17 protein-coding genes are annotated in these 20,168 nt (G+C 70.1%); 7 read left to right on the top strand and 10 right to left on the bottom strand.

All coding sequences use genetic code 11. The features are described 5' to 3' along the window. Positions 1-41 precede the first annotated feature (41 nt). A complete protein-coding gene (locus tag OG729_RS18880) occupies positions 42-2,195 on the bottom strand; it encodes an NPCBM/NEW2 domain-containing protein (RefSeq protein WP_405807220.1) in 2,154 nt (717 codons plus the stop codon). A 222-nt stretch (positions 2,196-2,417) separates the two neighbouring features. On the opposite strand from OG729_RS18880, the gene OG729_RS18875 reads away from it, so the two are divergent. After that, positions 2,418-2,876: a hypothetical protein gene (locus tag OG729_RS18875; protein ID WP_405807218.1), complete on the top strand. Its 459-nt coding sequence runs from the start codon at positions 2,418-2,420 to the stop codon at positions 2,874-2,876. Positions 2,877-2,919: 43 nt separating this feature from the next. Here OG729_RS18875 and OG729_RS18870 read toward each other — a convergent pair whose 3' ends face one another. Next, complete coding sequence (locus OG729_RS18870) at positions 2,920-3,648, bottom strand: flavodoxin family protein (RefSeq protein WP_360877403.1); 729 nt, start codon at positions 3,646-3,648, stop codon at positions 2,920-2,922. A gap of 133 nt (positions 3,649-3,781) precedes the next feature. Next, positions 3,782-4,522 carry a protein phosphatase 2C domain-containing protein gene (locus tag OG729_RS18865; protein WP_360877400.1) on the bottom strand — a complete coding sequence of 247 codons (741 nt, stop codon included), beginning with the start codon at positions 4,520-4,522 and terminating at the stop codon, positions 3,782-3,784. 221 nt (positions 4,523-4,743) lie between these two features. Here OG729_RS18865 and OG729_RS18860 point away from each other — a divergent pair, with 221 nt between their 5' ends. Continuing rightward, positions 4,744-6,699, top strand: a complete 1,956-nt coding sequence (locus OG729_RS18860; protein ID WP_405807216.1) for a nitrate- and nitrite sensing domain-containing protein — start codon at positions 4,744-4,746, stop codon at positions 6,697-6,699. Positions 6,700-6,853: 154 nt separating this feature from the next. On the opposite strand, the gene OG729_RS18855 is transcribed toward OG729_RS18860, so the two are convergent. From OG729_RS18855 to OG729_RS18840, 4 genes are all read right to left on the bottom strand, one after another. Further along, positions 6,854-7,294, bottom strand: a complete 441-nt coding sequence (locus OG729_RS18855) for an SRPBCC family protein (RefSeq protein ID WP_360877394.1) — start codon at positions 7,292-7,294, stop codon at positions 6,854-6,856. Positions 7,295-7,420: 126 nt separating this feature from the next. After that, positions 7,421-7,744: a GYD domain-containing protein gene (locus OG729_RS18850; RefSeq protein WP_405807215.1), complete on the bottom strand. Its 324-nt coding sequence runs from the start codon at positions 7,742-7,744 to the stop codon at positions 7,421-7,423. Positions 7,745-7,860: 116 nt separating this feature from the next. Continuing rightward, positions 7,861-8,571 (bottom strand): YoaK family protein, encoded by a 711-nt coding sequence (locus tag OG729_RS18845; protein WP_405807214.1) that lies wholly within the window; start codon positions 8,569-8,571, stop codon positions 7,861-7,863. A 107-nt stretch (positions 8,572-8,678) separates the two neighbouring features. Further along, positions 8,679-10,034 (bottom strand): glutamine synthetase family protein, encoded by a 1,356-nt coding sequence (locus tag OG729_RS18840; protein ID WP_405807213.1) that lies wholly within the window; start codon positions 10,032-10,034, stop codon positions 8,679-8,681. A gap of 262 nt (positions 10,035-10,296) precedes the next feature. Between OG729_RS18840 and OG729_RS18835 the strand changes: the two genes are divergently transcribed. Both OG729_RS18835 and OG729_RS18830 read left to right on the top strand, forming a co-directional pair. Next, complete coding sequence (locus tag OG729_RS18835; protein WP_360877382.1) at positions 10,297-10,869, top strand: MarR family transcriptional regulator; 573 nt, start codon at positions 10,297-10,299, stop codon at positions 10,867-10,869. A 225-nt stretch (positions 10,870-11,094) separates the two neighbouring features. Next, on the top strand, positions 11,095-11,910 hold the full coding sequence (locus OG729_RS18830; RefSeq protein ID WP_405807211.1) for an acetoacetate decarboxylase family protein: 816 nt from the start codon (positions 11,095-11,097) through the stop codon (positions 11,908-11,910). A 63-nt stretch (positions 11,911-11,973) separates the two neighbouring features. Here the strand turns inward: OG729_RS18830 and OG729_RS18825 are convergent, their stop codons facing one another. The 3 genes from OG729_RS18825 to OG729_RS18815 form a co-directional block, all read right to left on the bottom strand. Then, the gene (locus OG729_RS18825; RefSeq protein WP_405807209.1) at positions 11,974-14,430 is read right to left on the bottom strand and encodes a SpoIIE family protein phosphatase; all 2,457 of its coding nucleotides are present in this window, start codon (positions 14,428-14,430) and stop codon (positions 11,974-11,976) included. A gap of 106 nt (positions 14,431-14,536) precedes the next feature. Then, positions 14,537-15,262, bottom strand: a complete 726-nt coding sequence (locus OG729_RS18820) for a gamma-glutamyl-gamma-aminobutyrate hydrolase family protein (RefSeq protein ID WP_405807208.1) — start codon at positions 15,260-15,262, stop codon at positions 14,537-14,539. Next, positions 15,259-16,746: an aldehyde dehydrogenase gene (locus OG729_RS18815; RefSeq protein WP_405807206.1), complete on the bottom strand. Its 1,488-nt coding sequence runs from the start codon at positions 16,744-16,746 to the stop codon at positions 15,259-15,261. Before OG729_RS18815 ends, OG729_RS18820 begins: the two co-directional genes overlap by 4 nt. Positions 16,747-16,870: 124 nt before the next feature. Here OG729_RS18815 and OG729_RS18810 point away from each other — a divergent pair, with 124 nt between their 5' ends. From OG729_RS18810 to OG729_RS18800, 3 genes are read left to right on the top strand one after another with little or no spacing between them, the layout of a single operon-like run. Then, on the top strand, positions 16,871-18,358 hold the full coding sequence (locus OG729_RS18810; protein WP_405807204.1) for an aldehyde dehydrogenase: 1,488 nt from the start codon (positions 16,871-16,873) through the stop codon (positions 18,356-18,358). Next, positions 18,351-19,310 (top strand): catechol 1,2-dioxygenase, encoded by a 960-nt coding sequence (locus OG729_RS18805; protein ID WP_405807202.1) that lies wholly within the window; start codon positions 18,351-18,353, stop codon positions 19,308-19,310. The genes OG729_RS18810 and OG729_RS18805 overlap by 8 nt, the downstream gene beginning before the upstream one ends. Continuing rightward, complete coding sequence (locus tag OG729_RS18800) at positions 19,303-20,151, top strand: fumarylacetoacetate hydrolase family protein (RefSeq protein ID WP_405807201.1); 849 nt, start codon at positions 19,303-19,305, stop codon at positions 20,149-20,151. Before OG729_RS18805 ends, OG729_RS18800 begins: the two co-directional genes overlap by 8 nt. The last annotated feature ends 17 nt before the right edge of the window (positions 20,152-20,168 follow it).

The raw sequence follows: 20,168 nt of genomic DNA, 5'->3' as shown, positions 1-20,168 counted from the left end.
CTGCCCCGCCGTGCCCGTCGTCGCCCTGCCTCGCCCTTGCCTCAGGCGCAGGTGAGCCTGGGGACTGCCCAGTCGGCGTGGTCGTAGTCGACCCCGTCGCCGCTGTCGGTCACGACCAGCCTGAGCTCGAGGCCGCCGCTGAGATCCGCGGTCAGCGCCTTGGGAGCGTCGGCTCCGGTGACCCTGCCGCTGTCGGCCACCTTGGTCCCGTCCCGGTAGACCTGGAACACCACCGACCCGTTCGTGCCACCCGACTCGTCGTCGACGCCGACGCTCGCGGTGAGGGTGGAGCAGCCGGCGCCGAGGTAGTACGTGATGTCGCTGGCCGCGTGGGTGCCGAGGCCCTTGGCGTATGTCGTGCCGCCGATGGTCAGGGTCCTGCCGTCGCCGGCGCCCTGCTCGCCGTTGCTGCGGTCGCGTTCGACGGGTCCCCAGCCGCCCGCCGCCGATGTCCACGTCAGGTCGCTGACCGCGTGCGTACCGGCCGAGGGCCCCTTGCCGCAGGCCAGCCGGGCGTTGGCCCAGTCGGCGTGGTCGTAGGTGATGCCGTCGCCGCCGTCCGTGACGAGAAGTCTCAGCTTCGTACCACCGGTGAGGTCGGCGCTCAGACGCGTGGGCGGATCGCTCGCTGTGCGCACTCCGCTGTCGGCGACCAACGCCCCGTCCCGGTAGATCTGGAAGGCGACCGAACCGCCCGCCGTCGACTCGTCGTCCACACCGACGTCGACGCTGAAGGACCGGCAGGCGCCGCCCAGGTGGTACGTGATGTCGCTGGCCGCGTGGGTGCCGAGGCCCTTGGCGTATGTCGTGCCGCCGATGGTCAGGGTCCTGCCGTCGCCGGCGCCCTGCTCGCCGTTGCTGCGGTCGCGTTCGACGGGTCCCCAGCCGCCCACCGCCGACGTCCACGGCAGATCGCTGAGCTGGCTGACTCCGGTCGGCGGCGGCACCGGAGTGCCCGGCGTCACGCGGTACATCACCGTGCCGTGCGCGGGCACCGAGGCGCTGATGGCACCCGTGGTGGTGCTGTTCTGCTTCGACCAGAGGTCCTTGAGGGCGTACGAGGAAGCGCCCCCGATCCCGATCGCGTCGACGCTCGTCGAGATCGTCCTCGTCGTGGTGGTCTCGTTCGTCAGCGTCACGGAACGGCCGCCGTCGGCAAGGGGTTTCGACATCACGACCAGACCGCCGGAGCCGGCCACCACCGTCCCCTGCTTGCCCAGGCTGTCCTGGTCGACCGCGATGACGTCCGTGTTCTTGAGGATCGCGAGCGTCGATGCCGATGCGCTGCGCAGATCACTGCCGATCAGCAGCGGCGCGGCCATCTGCGCCCAGAGGCTGAAGTGGGTGCGGTACTCGGTGTCGGTCATCCCGCCGTTGCCGACCTCCAGCATGTCGGGGTCGTTCCAGGCGCCGGGCCCCGCGTACGGCGCGAGCGACTGGTTCTGGTGCGCGATGCCGATCATGCTGGACCAGGAGTCGCTTATGTCCCCGGTGGTGCGCCAGGAATTGCCGTACTCCGCAGCCCAGTTCCAGGGCTGGTTCTCCCCCCACTCGCAGATGCTGTAGAGAATCGGTCGCCCGGTGGCCCGGAGCGCGTCCGCCATTGCCTTGTAGCGCTGCTTGGCGTCGGCGCCGGTGTTGTTGCAGTTGTCGTACTTGAGGTAGTCCACGCCCCAGGACGCCCACAGGTTGGCATCCTGCTGCTCATGCCCGAGCCCACCCGGAAAGCCCTGTACGTCACAGGTCTTGGTGCCGGCGCTCGAGTAGAGGCCGAACTTGAGCCCCTTGGAGTGCACATAGTCCGCGACGGCCTTGATCCCATGCGGAAAGCGCACCGGATCGGGCACGAGATTGCCGGAGGCGTCGCGGTTCGGCAGGGCCCAGCAGTCGTCGATGTTGACGTAGGTGTAGCCGGCGTCCTTGAGGCCTTGGGAGACGAAGGTGTCGGCGACGCCTTTGACCATGGCCTCGTTGAACTCGGCCCGGCAGTGGGTGGAGTTCCAGTTGTTGAACCCCATCTGCGGTGTACGGGCAAGTCCGTTGTCGGCAGCGGGGGTTGGGGCCGGTGTTGGGGCCGGGGCGGTGGGCGCGGCCGCTGAGGCGGGCGCAGCGGCCAGGAGCGAGCCCCCGGCCAGAAGGGCGAAGGCAGCGGCAGCGGCCAGGCGCTGTCTGAAGGTGGGTCGTTCGGCAGGCATGTGCGGCTCCGTGTGGGGTGAATGGCGCACAATCAAACGAGGACGAACGAAATCCACCACATCTCAGCGCCGAGTCAGGGCCATGTCAATAGATCGGGCGGGATCCGGAGCTAGTTGGTGAGCGCGTCCGGCACGCGCGAAAGCCGTTACAGCTTGAGTGACGTGCCCATGTAGGTTTTGTTGGCTGATGCCCCAACCGGGGCACTCAACGGGAGGGCAATCATGAATATCCGCCGCGTACTTCAGGGATTCGCCGCCGCGACGTCCGTCGCCGCTGTCTCGCTCCTTGCGGCTTCCCCCGCCTCCGCCTACCCGACATGGCAAACAGTCGGCAGCACCAACAGCAACTGGCACTGCGGCACGACCAAGTCGCATCCGGCGTCGGATAACGTCAACATGCGGATGTGCATCGTCATGAACGCGAGCAACGAAGCCCAGGCGGTTGTCGTCGTGGTCAACCACGCAAGCGTCGCCGTCAACATCGAGGCGCCGGGCATCAACACCACATGGGGCGCCGGCGGCTACTGCAACAAGTATCCCCTTGCGCCCGGGGCCCAGCGTGCATGCTTCACCAACACGTGGCCGCTGAACTGTTCGCAGGACAACACGTACGCGGTGGAGTACCTCAAGATGAACGGCTACAGCGGCTCGGTGAGCCATCGGGAGACCACCCCCTGCTGACACCGGAGCCCGGCCTGCTGGGATGTTGCCCAGCAGGCAGGGCTCAGCGGTGCTCGGGGTTGGGGAAGTCGAAACGGCAGCCCGCGTCCCATTCCGAGCGCTGGTTCCCGTGGGCCGGGATGCCGCCGGACTGCTTGAGCAGGGCGGCCAGGTGCATCAGGTTCCAGCTCATGAACGTCGTGTTGCGGTTCGTGAAGTCGTTCTCGGGCCCGCCCGACCCCGGGTCGAGATACGACGGTCCCGGTCCGGCCTCGCCGATCCAGCCCGAGTCCGCCTGCGGGGGGATGGTGTAGCCGAGGTGCTGGAGGCTGTAGAGGATGTTCATCGCGCAGTGCTTGACGCCGTCCTCGTTACCGGTGATCAGACAGCCGCCGACCCGCCCGTAATACGCGTACTGCCCGCGCTCGTTGAGGAGCGACGAGCAGGCGTAGAGCCGCTCGACGATCTGCTTCATGACCGAGCTGTTGTCACCCAGCCAGATGGGCCCGGCCAGCACCAGGATGTCGGCGGCCATCACCTTTTCGTACAGCGCGGGCCACTCGTCCGTACTCCACCCGTGCTCGGTCATGTCCGGCCAGACGCCGCTCGCGATGTCGTGATCGACGGCCCGGACGACCTCGGTGGCGACGCCGTTGGCCTCCATCACCGCCCGGCTCTTCTCGATCAGGCCCTCGGTGTTGCTGACCTCCGGCGAGCGCTTGAGCGTGCAGTTGATGAACATCGCGCGCAGGTCGTCGTAGCGCGGCGGAGTCGGGGAAGTCGGCGAAGTCATTCAAGCCCTCCTGGGGTGCGGCTCTCGCGGGGGAGCGTAGTGCCGGAGGGCGGGGATTCCCGGTCCTTGCAGCAGCAGAACCCTCGGTCGGCTCAACGAGTCGACCGAGGGCTGCGGCTGAGCGTCATGGTTCCTATTCGCCGATACGCAGCAACGCGAGCGTGATGTTGTCAGGCCCCCCGGCCTCGATCGCGGCCTTCCACAGCTCGAAGGCGGCCCTGCCGTCGTCGTGCACCCGCAGCAGCATGTCGAGCTCATCGTCAGGCACCGGGTCGGTCAGCCCGTCGGTGCACACCAAGTAGCGGTCGCCCGCGGACAGTGGAAAGGCATTCACATGCGCCGTGACGGCGCTGAACACGGAGTTGCCGCCGAGCGTCTGGGTGACGGCCGAGGTGGTGCGGCGCCCCAGCGCCGGCGGCGGGCTGTCGTCCACGCTCACCTGGCGCAGTCCGACCCGACCCGCGTCGAACACTTTGCTGTCGCCGACATTGAACGCCAGCAGCGAGTCCGCCAGCACGACGGCGCCCGCGATCGTGGTCCCCATGGTGACCAGGTCCGGATGCCCGTCGGCGGCCGCATACACCGAGTGATTGCATACGTCCAGGGCGTCACGGATGGCTCTCTCGCTGTCGATGGCAGGACCGAGCGAGGCGAGTTGTCGGACGACCAGCGCACTGGCCACCTCACCGGCCGGCTGCCCGCCGAGCCCGTCGGCGACCGCGACGACGAGCGGTGAGCCCAGAGGGAACACCAGCGTCTGGGGGTTCTCCGTCACGGTGCCGCACAGGGTCCACGGACCGACGACAACGCTGTCCTCGTTGTGCTCGCGAATCAGCCCGACATGACTCAACGCGGTCACAGCTATGTACGGCACCGCAATCTCCGCCTCTCCGCAGCGGCAGGCGTGTCCCTCCCCACCATTGTGACGCCGGGGAGGGTGCCGGGTCTCGCGGAAGGGGCGCCGGACCCGGTGCTGCGTTACGAGAAAGTGGCGCCCGGTGCCCGTCGCGGCCCGGCCTCCTGTGAACCGTGCGCAACCATTCCCTTACCGTCGGGAAACCGCGCCGGGCATATTCGTTTGTAGCCTCGTGGAACGTGAAGCGCACCCAATTACGCCTTCTGCCGCAACCGCCCGCCCTGCCCGGCTGGGGCACGATCCGCGGTCGTGTGGCCATCGTGCTCGCCGTCCCCACCTGTCTGCTGCTGGTCTTGACCGGCCTCGGCGTCGCCGACCGGGCGGCCGACTGGTCCGCGGCGCGTGAGACCGCCGGCCGGGTCGAACTCCTCATCGAGGCCCAGGGCCTCGTGCGCCAGCTGCAACGCGAACGGGGACTCACCAATGGTCTGCTGGGCGGCGCCGCGGAGTACCGCGACGACGTCGACGCCCAGCGCGCCCGCACCGACACCGCCCGCAGGGGATTCGACGCCCTCCTCGCAGAGGGCAGCGCGGGAGCGGACACCGCCGATGCCTTGCAGGAGGCGCTCGGCCCGGTCACGGCGCTGGCCGCCCTACGTGACCAGGTGGACGCCGGGACTGCCCGGCGCGCCCCGACCCTGGCCGCTTACACCAAGGCGATCGACGGGCTGATCGGCGCCGCGGCGGCCGAACCGGATCGTGGTGACCGTGCCCTCGCCGAGGCGATGGGCGCCCTGCAGGCCCTCGTCCGGGCGACCGAAGCGGTCGCCCTTGAGCGCGGCTCCCTCAACGGGGTCTTCGCGGCCGGGCGGTTCAAGGGCAGCGAGTTCCTTGACTTCACCGAGGTACGGGCGGACCGGCTGGCCTTCCTGCGTCAGTACGCCGAACTCGCCACCCCCGCCCAGCAGTCCGCGCTCGACGCCGCCTTCGCCACACCGGAGGCCAAGCGCGCCACCGGCTACGAGAAGCGGGCCGAGGGCGGAGCCGATGGCAGCCGGCTCGCCGTGAATCCCGGCAGCTGGTGGTCGTCGATGACCGCGCTCGTCGACCAACTGCACGGTGTTCAGGGGAAGATCGGCGCCGAGGTACGGCTTCGCGCGGACCGGCTCGGCGACGATGCCACCGGCCAGCTGGGCGGTTTCATCGGCCTCGGTGTGCTCATCCTCGCGGTCGCCGCCGCGCTCGCGGTGCTTTCGGCCCGCTCGATCACCCAGCCGCTCGCCGCCCTTGCCGATGAGGCCGACTCGGTCGCCCGGGCCGGGCTGCCCGCCGCTGTCGCCCGTATCCAGAAGGCCGAGGCGGACGACGAACTCGTCTCCGGACCGTCCCGCCGGGTGCCTGACAGCGCCCGCGAGATCACCCGGCTCGCCACCGCCCTGCACAATGTCGAGCACACGGCGATCGGTCTGGCGACCGAGCAGGCTGTGCTGCGCCGCAACAGCTCGGAGTCGCTGGCCTCCCTCGGCCGCCGCAACCAGTCGCTGCTCTCCCGCCAGCTCAGCCTGATCACCACCCTGGAGAGGCAGGAGATCGACCCGGACGCACTCGGTGAGCTCTTCGAACTCGACCACCTCGCCACCCGCATGCGCCGCAACGCCGAGTCGCTGCTCGTGCTCGCCGGGGAGGAGCTGCCACCGCGCACCTGGTCGGGCCTGGTGACGGCGGCCGAAGTGGTGCAGTCGGCGATTGCCGAGGTGGAGCAGTACCAGCGGGTCGCCGTGGTCGACGTACAGGACGGCCGGATCCGCGGCCGGGCCGTCGCCGAGCTCTCCCATCTGCTGGCCGAACTCATCGAGAACGCCCTGCTCTTCTCGCTGCCTTCGCATCCGGTAGAGGTCTACGGATGGCGCGACGGCGGCGAGTACTGCCTCGCGGTCGTCGATCGCGGCACGGGCATGACCGCCGAGGAACTGGCCCGCTCCAACGCCCGCCTCGCGGGCCGGGAGTCCTTCCTGGTCGCCCCCACGCGCTACCTCGGCCACTTCGTCGTCGGGACTCTCGCCGCCCGGCTCGGTGCCCAGGTCGAACTGCGCCCCACCCAGGGGCAGGACGGTGCCTGCGGAGTCACGGCGTACATTGCCCTGCCGACCACCCTCGTCGATGTGCAACAGACGCAGGCGGCGACGGCCGGCTGACCTCGGCTCCCAGCAACGGCGGGCGGCGGCGCCCGCCATATGGAAACTGACGGTCGGCGCGAAGCGGGACCGGAGCCTGCCGCGTCGGATGCGGCGATGAGCCGCTACGGGATGCGCAGGGTTCCGCCGGCCGCTCCACGCCGAGCGCGAGGCGTCACAGGGCTCGCCGTTCCCCTTCCACCAGCTCCTTGAACAGCTCGAGGTCGCTGCGTACGAGCCGTTCGATCGCGGCCGCCTGGGCGAACCCCTTGGGCCCGCCGAACGCCTCCTTGACGGCGCCCGGGTCGTACTCGATCCGGGCCTGGACTTGGGTGTGATCCCGGTCGATGGGCAGCAGTGAGAAGGTTCCGGCCAGGTCCGGACCCATCGTGGTCTGCCACTCCATCGTGTTTGCCTTACCGCGGTCGGTGATCTGCGCTTCGAACTCCTGAGCCCGGCCGCCCGCGGTGACGCCGAGGTGCGCCCGGTGCCCGTCCTCCCGGCGAGCCTCGCTCACTCCTTCGAGGAATCGCGGATAGGTCTCCACGTGGTGGAGGCAGTCCCAGGCCACATTCATCGGCACACCGACGTCGATCTGTTCTTCGAGAGTGCTCATCGGCCACCTCAAAACTCGGTTCACGGTCTACGGGGCCATGTCTCCAGTGTGCTCCCGTAGACGCGAAGGCGGCTGATGCCGACGCAGGGCTTGCGGTTCTCGTCGTATGCACGAAGGGATGGCGCGTCACGCGCCGCCGGGTGCGTGGTACTGCACCTTCTGGTGGACGGCCTTGTCGATCTCCTCGGGCGACAACAGCACGACCGTGCTCGTACGAACGCCACCGGCCGCGGTCACGACGAGACCCATGGCCGCGGCGGAAGTGTTGCTCGGCAGCTCCACGATGACGTACAGGTCCTCGTCGCCGAAGGCCCAGTAGAAGGATTCGAGGCGGCCATCGAGGCTCTCGACCATGCGTTGGACGACCTCACGGCGCGCGGTGGCGCCTTCCTTGAACACGCCGTTCAGTCCATCCACGGTCATCTTGACCTTGAGGAGGTATTTCGGCATCGGAGTCCGCCTTTCACGTGCGGCTGAGTGATGTACCCCCTTTCCACATGTTCGTTCCGCCTGCGGCCTCCGTCGCGAGGGCGGCCGCCAGATGGCTGACACCCTCGAGGATCCGCTCAGCCGGGTTGCGGGGCGCGACGGCGCGGTACGAAGCCGAAGCCGAGTGCGATGGCCATGACACATGCGGCCGTCACCAGCAGTACCACCGGCGGACGCACGGCCTCGTGCAGCATCCAGGCACCGAGCAGCCCGCCGGCGAACATCGCACCGACCGAAGCGGCCCGACGGAGCTCGACGCCCGCGCCGGAGGGGATCTTTGTGTCGAGTCCCAGGGGCGAGGCGCCGAAGAGGGCCGTCATTGCCCGGGTGACCCGCGTGGTCGGCAGGTCCGCCACACTGGCCCGAAGCGTCGTCACACTCCGCATGCCCATCGCCAGGGCCACCAGGGCGGCCACCGCGTAGTGCCGACTGGAGAGAGGTTCGTCGAGCCGCTCGATCTCCCAGGCCACCAGCCCCGCGATGCCCAGCAGCACGGATTCCCCGACGAGGGCCACCACGAACCACTGGCGCCCGCGGACATCGATGCCCGACTCCAGCCGGGCGCCCAGGAGCGCACCCGCGGCGAATCCGACGAGCGAGGCCGTCGACGCGACGGCGGAAAATCCGCCGGCGCCGGCGACCGCGAAACCGAGGAAGAGCGTGTTGCCGGTCTGGACGGCGGTGAAGACCGGGCCGAGCGTGAGGAAGCTGACCGCCTCGACCATCCCCGTCGTGACGGTGAGGGCCACCATGGCTGTCGTCAGAGCGGCTTCGTGCTTCGCCGTCACGGGCGCACTCCTCACCGTCCTGACTGCATCGGCCCCCCGAGTCTCGGCGGGGCCGACCACCGAACCGCCCATTGCGCCGTCTGTGGGCCGTGCAGAGGAGCCCGCGGTCAGAGCAGCTGGGCGTACTCGCGGAACTCCCAGTCCGTGACGTGCCGTCGGAAGCGGGCCAGCTCGTCGCGCTTGAAGGTGAGGAAGGCGTCGACGAAGGGTTTGCCCAGTACCTCGGTGAGTTCGTGGTCGGCTTCCAGGGCGTCGAGCGCGTCGCCGAGGTGGGTCGGCAGCTTGGGGGCGCTGGTGGGGTCGTATCCGTAGCCGCTCATCGGGGCGGCCGGATCGGCTGCGGCCCGGATGCCCAGATGGACGGCGGCGACCAGGCCGGCGATGGCGAGGTAGGGGTTGGCGGTGGCGTCGCCGAGGCGCATTTCCAGGCGGGATCCGCTGCCGCGCTCGGGCGGGATCCGCACCATGGCACCGCGGTTGTCCAGACCCCAGTCGATGAGCCAGGGCGCGGCGGTGTCGGGGCCGAAGCGCTTGTAGGAGTTGATCGTCGGGTTGAACAGGGCGGCGAGTGCGGGCGCGTGGGCGAGTAGACCGGCGATGGCGTGGTGGGCGGTGTCGGACAGTCCATGGGCCTGGCCGGGTGCGTCGAAGACATTGCGGCCGTCCGTGTCGATGACGGAGATGTGCAGGTGGAAGCCGGAACCGCCGCCGTCGTTGAGGGGTTTGGCCATAAACGTCGCCAATCGGCCCTCGGCGCGGGCGAGTTCCTTGACCGCGGCCTTGAAACGGAAGGCGCGGTCGGCGGCGTCCAGGGCCTCGGAGTGGTCGAGATTGATCTCGAACTGGCCGCCGTCGAACTCTCGGTTGCCGCCGCTGGCGCCGATGCCGATGTCGTGCAGATGGCGCAGCGTGCGCAGCAGGTGTCCGTCCGGATCGCCCTTGCGCCCGACGGTGTAGACATTGCCCGGTGTGGCGGCGTAGCGGCGCCAGCCGAGGGGCGAGGCGGGGTCGGGGTCGAGCAGGACGTACTCCAGCTCGGGGCCGACGAGGGCCGTCAGCCCCCTCTCGGCCAGTTGTCCGGTGACCCGGCGCAGCAGGTCGCGGGGTGATTCGGGCGCGGGCAGCCCTGTCTCGAGGTCGCGGGCGTCGCCTATGCACCAGGCCACCCCGGGTTCCCAGGGGAGCGGGACCAGGGTGCTCAGGTCGGGCCGTACGGCGATGTCGGGCATGCCGGCATCGAGACCGCCGGGTATGTCGGAATGGTCGCCCAGTGCGCCGGTGTGGTAGATCGCGCGGCAGAAGGCCAGGCCGTGGCCGGTGGCGCTCGGCAGGTGGTGGAGCAGGATGTCCCGGCCGCGGTCGGAGCCGATGAGGTCGGGGTAGGTGATGCGTACGACATCGATGCCCTGGGCGGCGAGTGCCTCGATCTGCTGCTGGATCTGTCCGGACTGGTCGGTGCTCACCGTCTGTCTCCTCAGGTACGGGCAGGATGCGGCGGTACGTGGAAATCTCGCCCGCATCCCCATGGTGCACAGGAGATCTGTGCCCTGGGCGGCTGCGGTGACGCCACAGCTATTCGTTTGAAGCCAAACGATATGCTCGGGAAAGCTCCCCCGCAAGAGGCGGTCCGCAATGTGGATCCGGCAGCGGGGCGGCGGGTTAGATTTGGGCGCAAACGAGCCAAGTGGGGCGGCGGGAGTGCCGCTCGCGACCGAGGGGGAGCCAGTGTCCGGCCACCGATCCATCGTCGAGACCGAGAAGGCTGTCCAGGAGAAGCTCGGCGACTTCCAGCTGCAGAGAGAGCAGATGGCGGCCGTCGCCAACATCCATCGCGCGGCGGCCGCCGTCCGGCAGCATCTGGAGAATTCGGTGCTGCGTCCCTCCGAGCTGACCTGGACCGGGTTCGTGGTGCTCTGGGTGCTGTGGATCTGGGGCGAGACGGAGACGCGTCACGTGGCCGAGGAGGCGGGAATCACCAAGGGCACGCTCACCGGTGTCGCGCGGACCCTGGAGTCGCGGGGGCTGGTGTCGCGCTCCGTCCACCCCGAGGACGGTCGACGGGTGTTGCTCGCGCTGACCCCGCAGGGGGAGCAGACCATGGAGAAGCTCTTCCCGGCTTTCAACACCGAGGAGGCGTTCGTGGCCTCGCGGCTCAGCTCCGAGGAGTGTCTGCGGCTTGCGGACGGCCTGCGTGCCATCGTCGCCCAGCTCGAAGAGCACGGCGAGGAGCGGCGGCTGGAGCTGCTGGGCGGGGCGGAGCCCAAGCCGCGCCGCTCGGGCCGGCGGCCCCGGGCCTGAGCTGCCCTGGCTCCTGGTCTGCCCTGGCCTGATCTGCCCCGGGCCTGAGCTGCCCGCGCCTGCGCTGCCCGGTACTCCCGCTCGTCGCATGAACGGTGCCGAGGTGGCCGCGGTCGCGGCGGTGACTGCCCGGGCTGTCCGTCCGGGGGCTTGCCGGAGTGCCACCCTCCGGAGGTATCGTATGGATCCAAACGATGTTTCGCTCCACCCGGCAAAGGAGGCGCCATGGCCGGCGTCCGCGGATTCTTCCACCCCAAGACCGCTACCGGCGGCTCGTCCCTCGTCCCCGCGCCCCCGTGGTACTACTCCGGGGACCTGATCACCATCGAGTACCGGACCGAGCCGGCGCGCATTGCGGAACTGCTCCCGGAGCCACTGGAGTTGGCCGACGAGGACCCGGGCGCGGTCGCCCTGATCTGGGCCGACTGGCAGTCCTGCAGCAGCTCGAAGGAGGAGCTGCTCGACCCGGTGCGCGCGCAGTACAAGGAGTGCTTCGCGGTGGTGCGCTGCACCTACCGGGGCAAGACGTACTCCCGCTGTGTGTACATCTGGGTGGACAAGGACTTCGCCATCGCGCGCGGCTTCCACCAGGGCTACCCGAAGAAGCTCGGCTCGATCCATATGACGCGTCCCCATCCCTTCGGGCCCGCGCCGCGGATCGAGGCCGGGGCGGCCTTCGGGGCGACTCTCGCCGCGGCCGACCGACGGCTGGCCGAGGCGGTGGTGACGCTGCGGGAGCCGGCTGCCGTCAACGGCTTTGTGAACAGCCATCCGATGGCCCACCACCGCTGGCTGCCGTCGATCGAGAAGGGCAAGGGGCTGGCGCTCGACGAGTTGATCGAGACCGGCGCGGCATCCTTCGAGGCCGGTCAGCCCTGGGCGGCCGACGCGGACCTTGCGCTCTTCGAGGCCCCGACCGAGGAACTGGCCCGGTTGGAGGTGAAGGAGCTCATCGGCGCCTACTACCGGCAGGTGGGCGTGTGCTGGGACGGCGGCAGCCTGCTGGAGTCGGGCACTTCGGGAGCTTGGGGCGCCGAGTAGCGGCCGGGGCCCGCGGTGTCGTAACAACGCGTGGGACCGGCGGGCACTGCCCGGACCTGGGCCCTAGGTATCGGTGCCGGCGCCCTCGTGGAGCGGCTGCTCGGCCCAGATGGTCTTGCCGCGTGCGTCGTAGCGGGTGCCCCAGAACTCGGCCAACTGCGCGACCATGAACAGCCCCCGGCCTCCCTCGTCGGTCTCCAGCGCGTGCCGCACGTGGGGTGTCGTACTGCTGCCGTCGGAGACCTCGCAGATGAGGTCGCGGTCGCGGATCATGCGCAGCCGGATCGGTGGAGTGCCGTAGTGGATGGCGTTGGTGACCAGTTCGCTGACTATCAGTTCTGTGGTGAACTCCAGCTCTTCCAGGCCCCATTCGGCCAGCTTCCGGAGCGCGAGCGCGCGTGCCTCGGCCACCACCTCGGGCTCGGACGCCAGCTCCCATGTGGCCTGCAGATCCGGATCCAGCCCCCGCATCCTCGCGACCAGCAGTGCCACGTCGCCCTGTGGGCGGATCGGCACCAGCCGGCGGATCACCGCGTCGCAGATGGTGTCGAGTGCGGGGGACGCGGTGAGACGGGGCTCGGACAGAGCCGCGCGGAGGCGTTCGGCACCTGCGTCGGCGCCTTGCTCCCGCGACTCCACCAGACCGGCGGAGTACAGCACGAGCAGTTCCCCGTCGGCCAGTGTCACCTCGGTGTTCTCGAACGGAGACCCGCCCCGGCCGAGCGGAGGCCCGCCGGGCAGATCGAGGATCTGGACCTTCCCGTCCGCCGAGGCGAGCGCAGGTGGCGGATGACCCGCGCCGGCCAGCACGCAGCGCCGTGTGATCGGATCGAAGACCGCGTACAAGCACGTTGTTCCGGCCGCCCCGGCGGTGAGCCCTTCGGCGTGCTCGTCGTGGAACCGGTTGACCTGGTCGTCCAGATGGGTCAGCAGCTCCTCGGGTGACAGATCGAGGTCGGCGAGCGTCCGCACGGCGGTACGCAGCCGTCCCATGGTCACTGCCGCGTGCAGGCCGTGCCCCGCCACATCTCCCACCACCAGCGCCACTCGGGCGCTCGACAGCGGGATCACGTCGAACCAGGAACCCCCCAGCCCGGCATGCGCGCTCGCCGGCAGGTATCGCGACGCGGCGTCCAGTGCCCCCAGCGCCGGCAACCGCTGCGGAAGCAGACTGCGTTGCAGGGCCAGTGCCGTCGCCCGCTCCCGGCTGTACCGGCTCGCGTTGTCGATGCACACGGCAGCACGTGCCACGAACTCTTCGGCCAGCAGTACGTCATCGGCCTCGAACGGATGCGCCCGCTTGGAGCGTACGAAGACTGCTGTACCCAGCGCGGCGCCCCGCGCGAACATCGGGACCAGCAGCCAGGAATGGACGCCGTACTCGCTCACCGTCGTGGCCCGGCCGGGGTCCGCCTCCGCGAACTCGGCGATCAGGTCCTCGCCCGACATCAACGTGGGCTCGCCGCTCGCCAGCGCAAGCGTGAACAGCGATCCCGGCCCCGATGCGAAAGGGTCGATGTCCCCCATCGGAACCATGGCCTCGCTGCGTGCACCAGGTGCGACCGAGCTCGCCGCCCGGCGCATGGGCATGGCCCCGGGCACGGGCCCGGCCACCGGCTCCGCGCCGCCGAAGACCGGGTCCAGCAGGTTGACATAGGCGTGGTCGGCGAACCGCGGGACGGCCACCTCGACGAGTTCCTGCGCGGTCTTCAGTACGTCCAGCGTGCTGCCGATCCGTGTGCTCGCATCGTTCACCAGCGCCAACCGCTCCCGCGCTCTGGCCCGTTCGGTCACGTCGAGAACGGCATGCGCCAGCGCGATCACCTCCCCCGTACGGCTGCGGAGCGGAAGGATGGACTCGGACCAGACGTGTTCACGGTCAGGGTCGCCGGGGGTGCGGCCACGCACCTCCGTCTCGAGCTGGGCCTCACCGGTCTGAAGGACTCGCCGCTGCCGCGCCTCGAAGGCCGCCATGTCCAGCAGCCCGGGAGGCGCCACGTCGGCCATGGTGCGGCCCCTGAACTCCCTTCCCGCGAACGTCCCGGCGCGGGCCTGCGCGTCGTTCTGGGCCACGAAGCGCAACTGCGTGTCGAAGACATCGATGACCACGGGTGATTCGGTGAACAGTCCTCTCAGGAGCGCATCGCCGAGTTCGTGCCGTCGTGCCGCAGCGGCATCCGTCACCTGGATCAGCCACTGCGGGTCACCGGCGGTGGACACCAAGGCACGTGCCTGCAAGACGACCTCAATGCCGCGTCCGCTCCGGTGCCGCAGGACCGTCTGTCCCAGCTGGACCACCGGAGCCACGCCGCACCGCCCCACGAGGCGGGCGGCGTCCGAGCTGTTGTGCAGCAGTTCGGTCCCGCGCCGGCCCCGGACCTCCTCCGCCGTGTAGCCGAGCAGGTGTTCCGCCTCCGGGCTCAGCCCCAGCAGCACACCGTGCACATCCAGGACGGCGTAGGCCTCATCGCCCGGCTCCGAAAGGACGCCGGAAGCGTCGTGGAATACGGGGTCGTGCATCGCTCCGCCCACTTCTTGATCCGAGGGGCTCGGTTCTCCGGGGCCTGGGCCAATTGTCTCTTTGATCCATTTCTTGTGCAGCCCTGCGTGGCGGGCGACCGGAGAGCTACGAGCGTGCTGCTTCCACCAGTGCCTCGAACAGGGCCCGGCTCCTCGCGTCGGTGGCGGCGGTGTCCTCGGGATGCCACTGCACGGCGACGAGCCAGCCGGGTGAGCCGGGCCGTTCCAGCGCCTCGACGGTGCCGTCGGCCGCGCGGGCGGTGACGGTGAGACCCCGGCCCGGCCGGTCCACGCACTGGTGGTGGTAGCAGGAGACGTCGGCCTTGTCGTCCGTGAGGGCGTCGGCGAGCAGCGAACCGGGCGCCACGGCGACGGGGTGCGTGAGGTGGCGGTGTTCGCCGTCCGGGCCGCCCATGTCCTGGCGCAGAGTGCCGTTCAACGCGGTGTTGACGATCTGCAGGCCGCGGCAGACGGCCAGGGTGGGAAGTGAGGTGTCCAGTGCGTGGTGGGCGAGGGCGAGGTCGAAGGCGTCCTGCTCGTCGTCGATGTCGTAGAGGTCGGGATGGGCGTGCTCGTCTCCGTACCGGTGCGGGGAGATGTCGCCGCCGCCGGGAAGCAGAAGCGCGTCGCAGCGCTCCAGGCGTTCGGCGACTTCGGCGGGGTCGGCCCGGCCGCCGGGGGCATGGGGGTGCAGTGTGAACGGCTCGCCGCCGGCCCGGTAGACGGCCTCGACCAGGGCGCGGGCGTTGACCTCGGCGCGGTAGCGCAGTGCGGAGGCGGAGGCGGAGGCGGAGAAGCGGGCCGGGACGGCGATCAGCGGGCGGTACGTCACAGCTGGATCCAGGTGGTCTTGAGTTCGGTGAACTTCTCCAGGGCGTGTGCGGACTTGTCCCGGCCGTTGCCCGACTGTTTGTAGCCGCCGAAGGGGACGCCCGGGCCGCCCTCCTCGTAGCAGTTGATCCAGACGGTTCCGGCGCGAAGCCGCCGGGCCACCCGGTGGGCCGTGGACAGGTCGGCGGTCCACAGCCCGGCGGCCAGCCCGTACTCGCTGTCGTTGGCGAGGGCGACGGCCTGCTCGACGGTGTCGAAGGTCAAGACGGACAGCACGGGGCCGAACACTTCCTGGCGGGCGAGCCGCATATGGGGGGTGACCTGGTCGAACACGGTGGGCTGGACATGGAGGCCGCCATGGTCGGGGAGGGCGGTGCCGCCGGTGCGCAGCCGGGCGCCGTCCTGGTGGGCCCCGGCGATATGGCCGAGGACGCTGTCGAGCTGGCGGGCGGTGGCGATCGGGCCCATGTCGGTGGCCGGGTCGAGAGGGTCGCCGACGCGCAGGGTGCGGGCGCGATCGACGACGGCGTCCACGACCTGCTCGGCGACGGAGGAATGCACCAGCAGCCGGGAGGGCGCGGTGCACATCTCACCCGTGTTGAAGAAGATGCCCCAGGCGGCCTTCGCGGCGGCGGTGTCCAGGTCGGGTGCGTCGGGCAGCACGATGTTGGGTGATTTGCCGCCGAGCTCCAGCCAGACCCGCTTGAGGTTGGAGTCCGCGGCGTAGCGCAGATAGTGGCGGCCGACGGCGGTGGAGCCGGTGAAGGCGAGTACGTCGACACCGGGGTGGAGACCGAGCGCCCGGCCTGTGGCGGGGCCCTGGCCGGTGACCACGTTGAGCACGCCGTCCGGGAGCCCGGCCTCGGCACCGAGGCGGCCGAGCCGCAGAGCGGACAGCGGGGTCTGCTCGGACGGCTTGAGGACAACGGTGCATCCGGTGGTGAGCGCCGGTGCGATCTTCCATGCGGCGAGGGTGAGGGGGAAGTTCCACGGGACGACGGCGGCGACCACACCGATCGGTTCGCGGGTGACCAGGGCCAGCGCGTCCTCGCCGGCCTGCGGTGCCTCGCCGATGTGCTTGTCCGCCAGTTCGGCGTAGTAGCGCAGGGTGTTGATGACGGCGCGCAGCTCGATGTCGTACGCCTCGGTGACGGGCTTGCCCATCTCCAGACTGATGAGCAGGGCGAGCTCGGTGCGGTGCTCCTCGACCAGGTCCGCGAAGCGCTGCAGCACCGAGCCCCGCTCGGTGGCCGGCAGACGGGGCCAGGGGCCGTGGCCGAAGGCGCGGCGGGCGGCGGCGACGGCGCGGTCGACCTCGTCAGGACCGCCGTCGGCGACCTCTGCCAGGACGCGGCCGTCACGTGGGGAGACCAGCGGGAACACGCCGCCCTTGCCGGGTTCGTCGCTGCCGTCGATGAGGTGCTGTACGGGTGGCGTGAGCCCTGCGGCCAGGGACAGCCACTCGGCGTGGGTGGTTGGTGGCATGGAACCTCCCGAGATTACGTTTGGGATCAAACGATAGCCTTGGTGTCCGGAGTGCGGAAGGTCTTGACCGGCCACCGGGTGCTGGCTAGTTTATTTGGAGCCAAACGATTCGGAGGCTTCCCAGATGTCTGAACGGCACGACACGGCGGTGGTGGCGACGGTCGCCGGGGTGGCGGTCGACACCCGTCACTGGATCGACGGGCGACGGGTCACCTCGTCGGCCACGTTCCCCGACGCCTCGCCCATAGACGGCGCCCCGCTCGCCGAGATCGCCCGAGGCGGCGCGGCCGAGGCGGCGGCCGCCGTGACCGCGGCCCGGGCCGCGTTTCCCGGCTGGGCGGCGACCGGCCGCGAGGAGCGGGCCCGCATCCTGCACGCCATCGCCGACGGCGTCGAAAAGCGCATCGAGGAGCTGGCGGCCGTCGAGACCGCCGACAACGGCGCCCTGCTCCGCTCGCACCGCCGGGGCGTCATGCCGCGCGTCGCGCACAACTTCCGTTTCTTCGCCGACTGGCTGCTGACGCTCGGCCACGAGGACTTCGAGACGCGCGGTCACACCAACCACGTCTCCTGGGACCCGGCAGGCGTCTGTGCGCTGATCACGCCCTGGAACGCCCCGCTGATGCTGGCCACATGGAAGGTCGCCCCGGCACTGGCCGCCGGGAACACGGTCGTCCTCAAGCCCGCCGAATGGTCCCCGCTCACCGCCTCCCTGCTCGCCGACATCGCCGCCGAGGCCGGGCTCCCCGCCGGGGTGCTCAACGTCCTCCAGGGCTATGGCGAGGAGGCCGGCGACGCCCTCGTCCGTGACCCGCGCGTGGCCCGCATCAGCTTCACCGGCTCCGTACCCACCGCCCGGCACATCGCGGGCGCCGCGGCGGCCAACCTGATCCCCGTCAGTCTGGAACTCGGCGGCAAGTCCCCGCTGCTGGTCTTCGCCGACGCCGACCTGGACCTCGCTGTCGAGCTGGCCGTCGAGCAGTACGACAACGCAGGCCAGGTCTGCCTCGCCGGCACCCGGCTGCTCGTCGAATCCTCCATCGCCGAGGAGTTCACCCGGCGCCTCGTCGAGAAGGCCGCCGCGCTGCGGCAGGGCGACCCGCGCGACGAGGCCACCGGCATCGGCCCCAACATCCACCCCGACCACGTCGCACGCATCGACGGTTTCGTACAGCGCGCACTGGCCTGTGGCGCCCGCGCCGTCATCGGCGGCGGCCCCAACACCGAGCTGGGCGGGCTCTACTACCGCCCGACCCTCCTCACGGACGTCGCCCCCGACGCCGAAATCGTCACGGAGGAAGTCTTCGGCCCGGTGCTGACCCTGCAGACCTTCGACACCGAGGAGGAGGCCGTCGCGCTGGCCAACGGCACCCGTTTCGGACTCGCCGCCACGCTCCTGACCGGGGACCAGGAGCGCGCGGACAGAGTCACCAGGCAGTTGGTCGCCGGCACCGTCTGGGTCAACTGCTTCTTCGTACGGGACCTGCAGGCCCCGTTCGGCGGCTCACGCCAGTCCGGCATCGGCCGCGAGGGCGGTACCTGGAGCTTCGACTTCTACTGCGACATCAAGAACACCGTCACCGCGCCGAAGGGCCTGCAGAACCATGGGTGAGATCGTCGGGGCCGGGATCGTCGCCCATGTGCCCACCATCATGCTGCCCGAGGCCACCCGCCGGGAGCTCAACCACGGCGAGGACACCACCCTGGTCGCCGGTCTCGAGCGGCTGCGCCGCGAGGTCTTCGAGACGGCCGACTACGACACCGTGGTGCTGCTGGACTCGCACTGGGCCACCACCGTGGAGTTCGTCGTCACCGCGCACGACCGCCGCGCCGGGCTGTTCACGTCCGAAGAACTGCCGCGCGGAATGTGCCGGATCCCGTACGACTTCCCCGGTGACCCCGAACTCGCCCACGCCATAGCCGCGCACGACGAGAAGCACGGCACCTGGATCACCCCGATCGACGACCAGCACCTGCCGATCTTCTACGCGACGGTCAACCTGTGGAAGTACCTCGGCGTCGAGAGCAAGAGATGGATCTCCATCGGCGTGTGCCAGACCGCGGACACCGAGGACTACCTCCGGCTCGGCCGGGCGATCGCGGACGGCATCGCCGCCACCGACCGCAAGGTGCTGTTCATCGCCTCCGGCGCCCTGTCGCACACCTTCTGGCCGCTGCGCCAGATCCGTGACCACGAGGCGAGCGGCCTCGAGCACATCTTCACCCCCGAAGCGCGCGCGGCCGACGAGGAGCGCATCGCCTGGTTCCAGCAGGGGCGCCACGACCGGGTCCTGCAGACCATGCCCGAGTTCCTCAACCACAAGCCCGAAGCCCGCTTCGGTCACTACCTGACGATGGCCGGCGCACTCGGCGAGGAGCGCCTGAGCGCTCCCGGCCGGCTGTTCAGCGCGTACGAGAACGCCGTCGGCACCGGCCAGGTGCACATCTGGTTCGACCGGCCGGTGGCCGGCTGGACCGCCCCCCGCGCCGTCCGGGGCGGCCTGCGCCACGACCCCCATCACCATGTCGACCCCCATCACCGCGAGGAGCCCCTCCATGCCTGAGTACCGTCGCATCCTGCTCGACGGCGCCGTGGCCGAGGTCGTCCGTGAGGGTGACGAGCTCGTCGCCGCCGACGGCCGCCGGGTGAAGACCGGCGAGGCGCACCATCTGCCGCCCGTCGTTCCGTCCAAGGTCGTCGCGGTGCACCTCAACCATCGCAGCCGGGTGGCGGAGTTCCGGACCTCGCTGCCGCCCGCGCCCACCTACTTCCACAAGCCCACCTCGTCGCTCAACGCGCACGGCGGCGCGATCGTCCGTCCCGAGGGCTGTCAGTACCTCAACTACGAGGGCGAGGTGGCCATCGTCATCGGCAGGACATGCCGCAACATCTCCCCGGCCGAGGCGGGTCACTACATCGCCGGTTACACCGTCGCCAATGACTACGGCCTGCACGACTTCCGCGACACCGACGCCGGTTCCATGCTCCGCGTCAAGGGTTCTGACACCCTGTGCCCGCTCGGCCCCGGCCTGGTCACCGACTGGGACTTCCACGGCAAGCGGCTGCGCACCTACGTCAACGACGAGTTGGTCCAGGACGGCTCCACGGACGAGATGGAGTGGGACATGCACTATCTCGTCGCGGACATCGCCCGCACCATCACCCTCTTCCCGGGCGATGTGCTGCTCTCCGGCACCCCGGCCAACTCCCGCCCGGTCCAGCCCGGCGATGTGGTCGAAGTCGAGGTCGAAGGTCTCGGGAAGCTCACCAACCACATCGTCACCGGCCCGGCCCCGGTGCGTGACGACTGCGGAGCCCAGCCCACCGCGTCCGAAGAGGTGCTGTCCACGGCCTTCGGCGGCGACTGGGAGTTCCGCGGCATCCGCCGGCCCCAGCGGCCCTGACCCGGTACGAACAGGAG

This window comes from Streptomyces sp. NBC_00210, from assembly GCF_045160975.1.
Lineage (GTDB): Bacteria > Actinomycetota > Actinomycetes > Streptomycetales > Streptomycetaceae > Streptomyces.
This window is presented reverse-complemented; position numbering and strand designations above follow the sequence as displayed.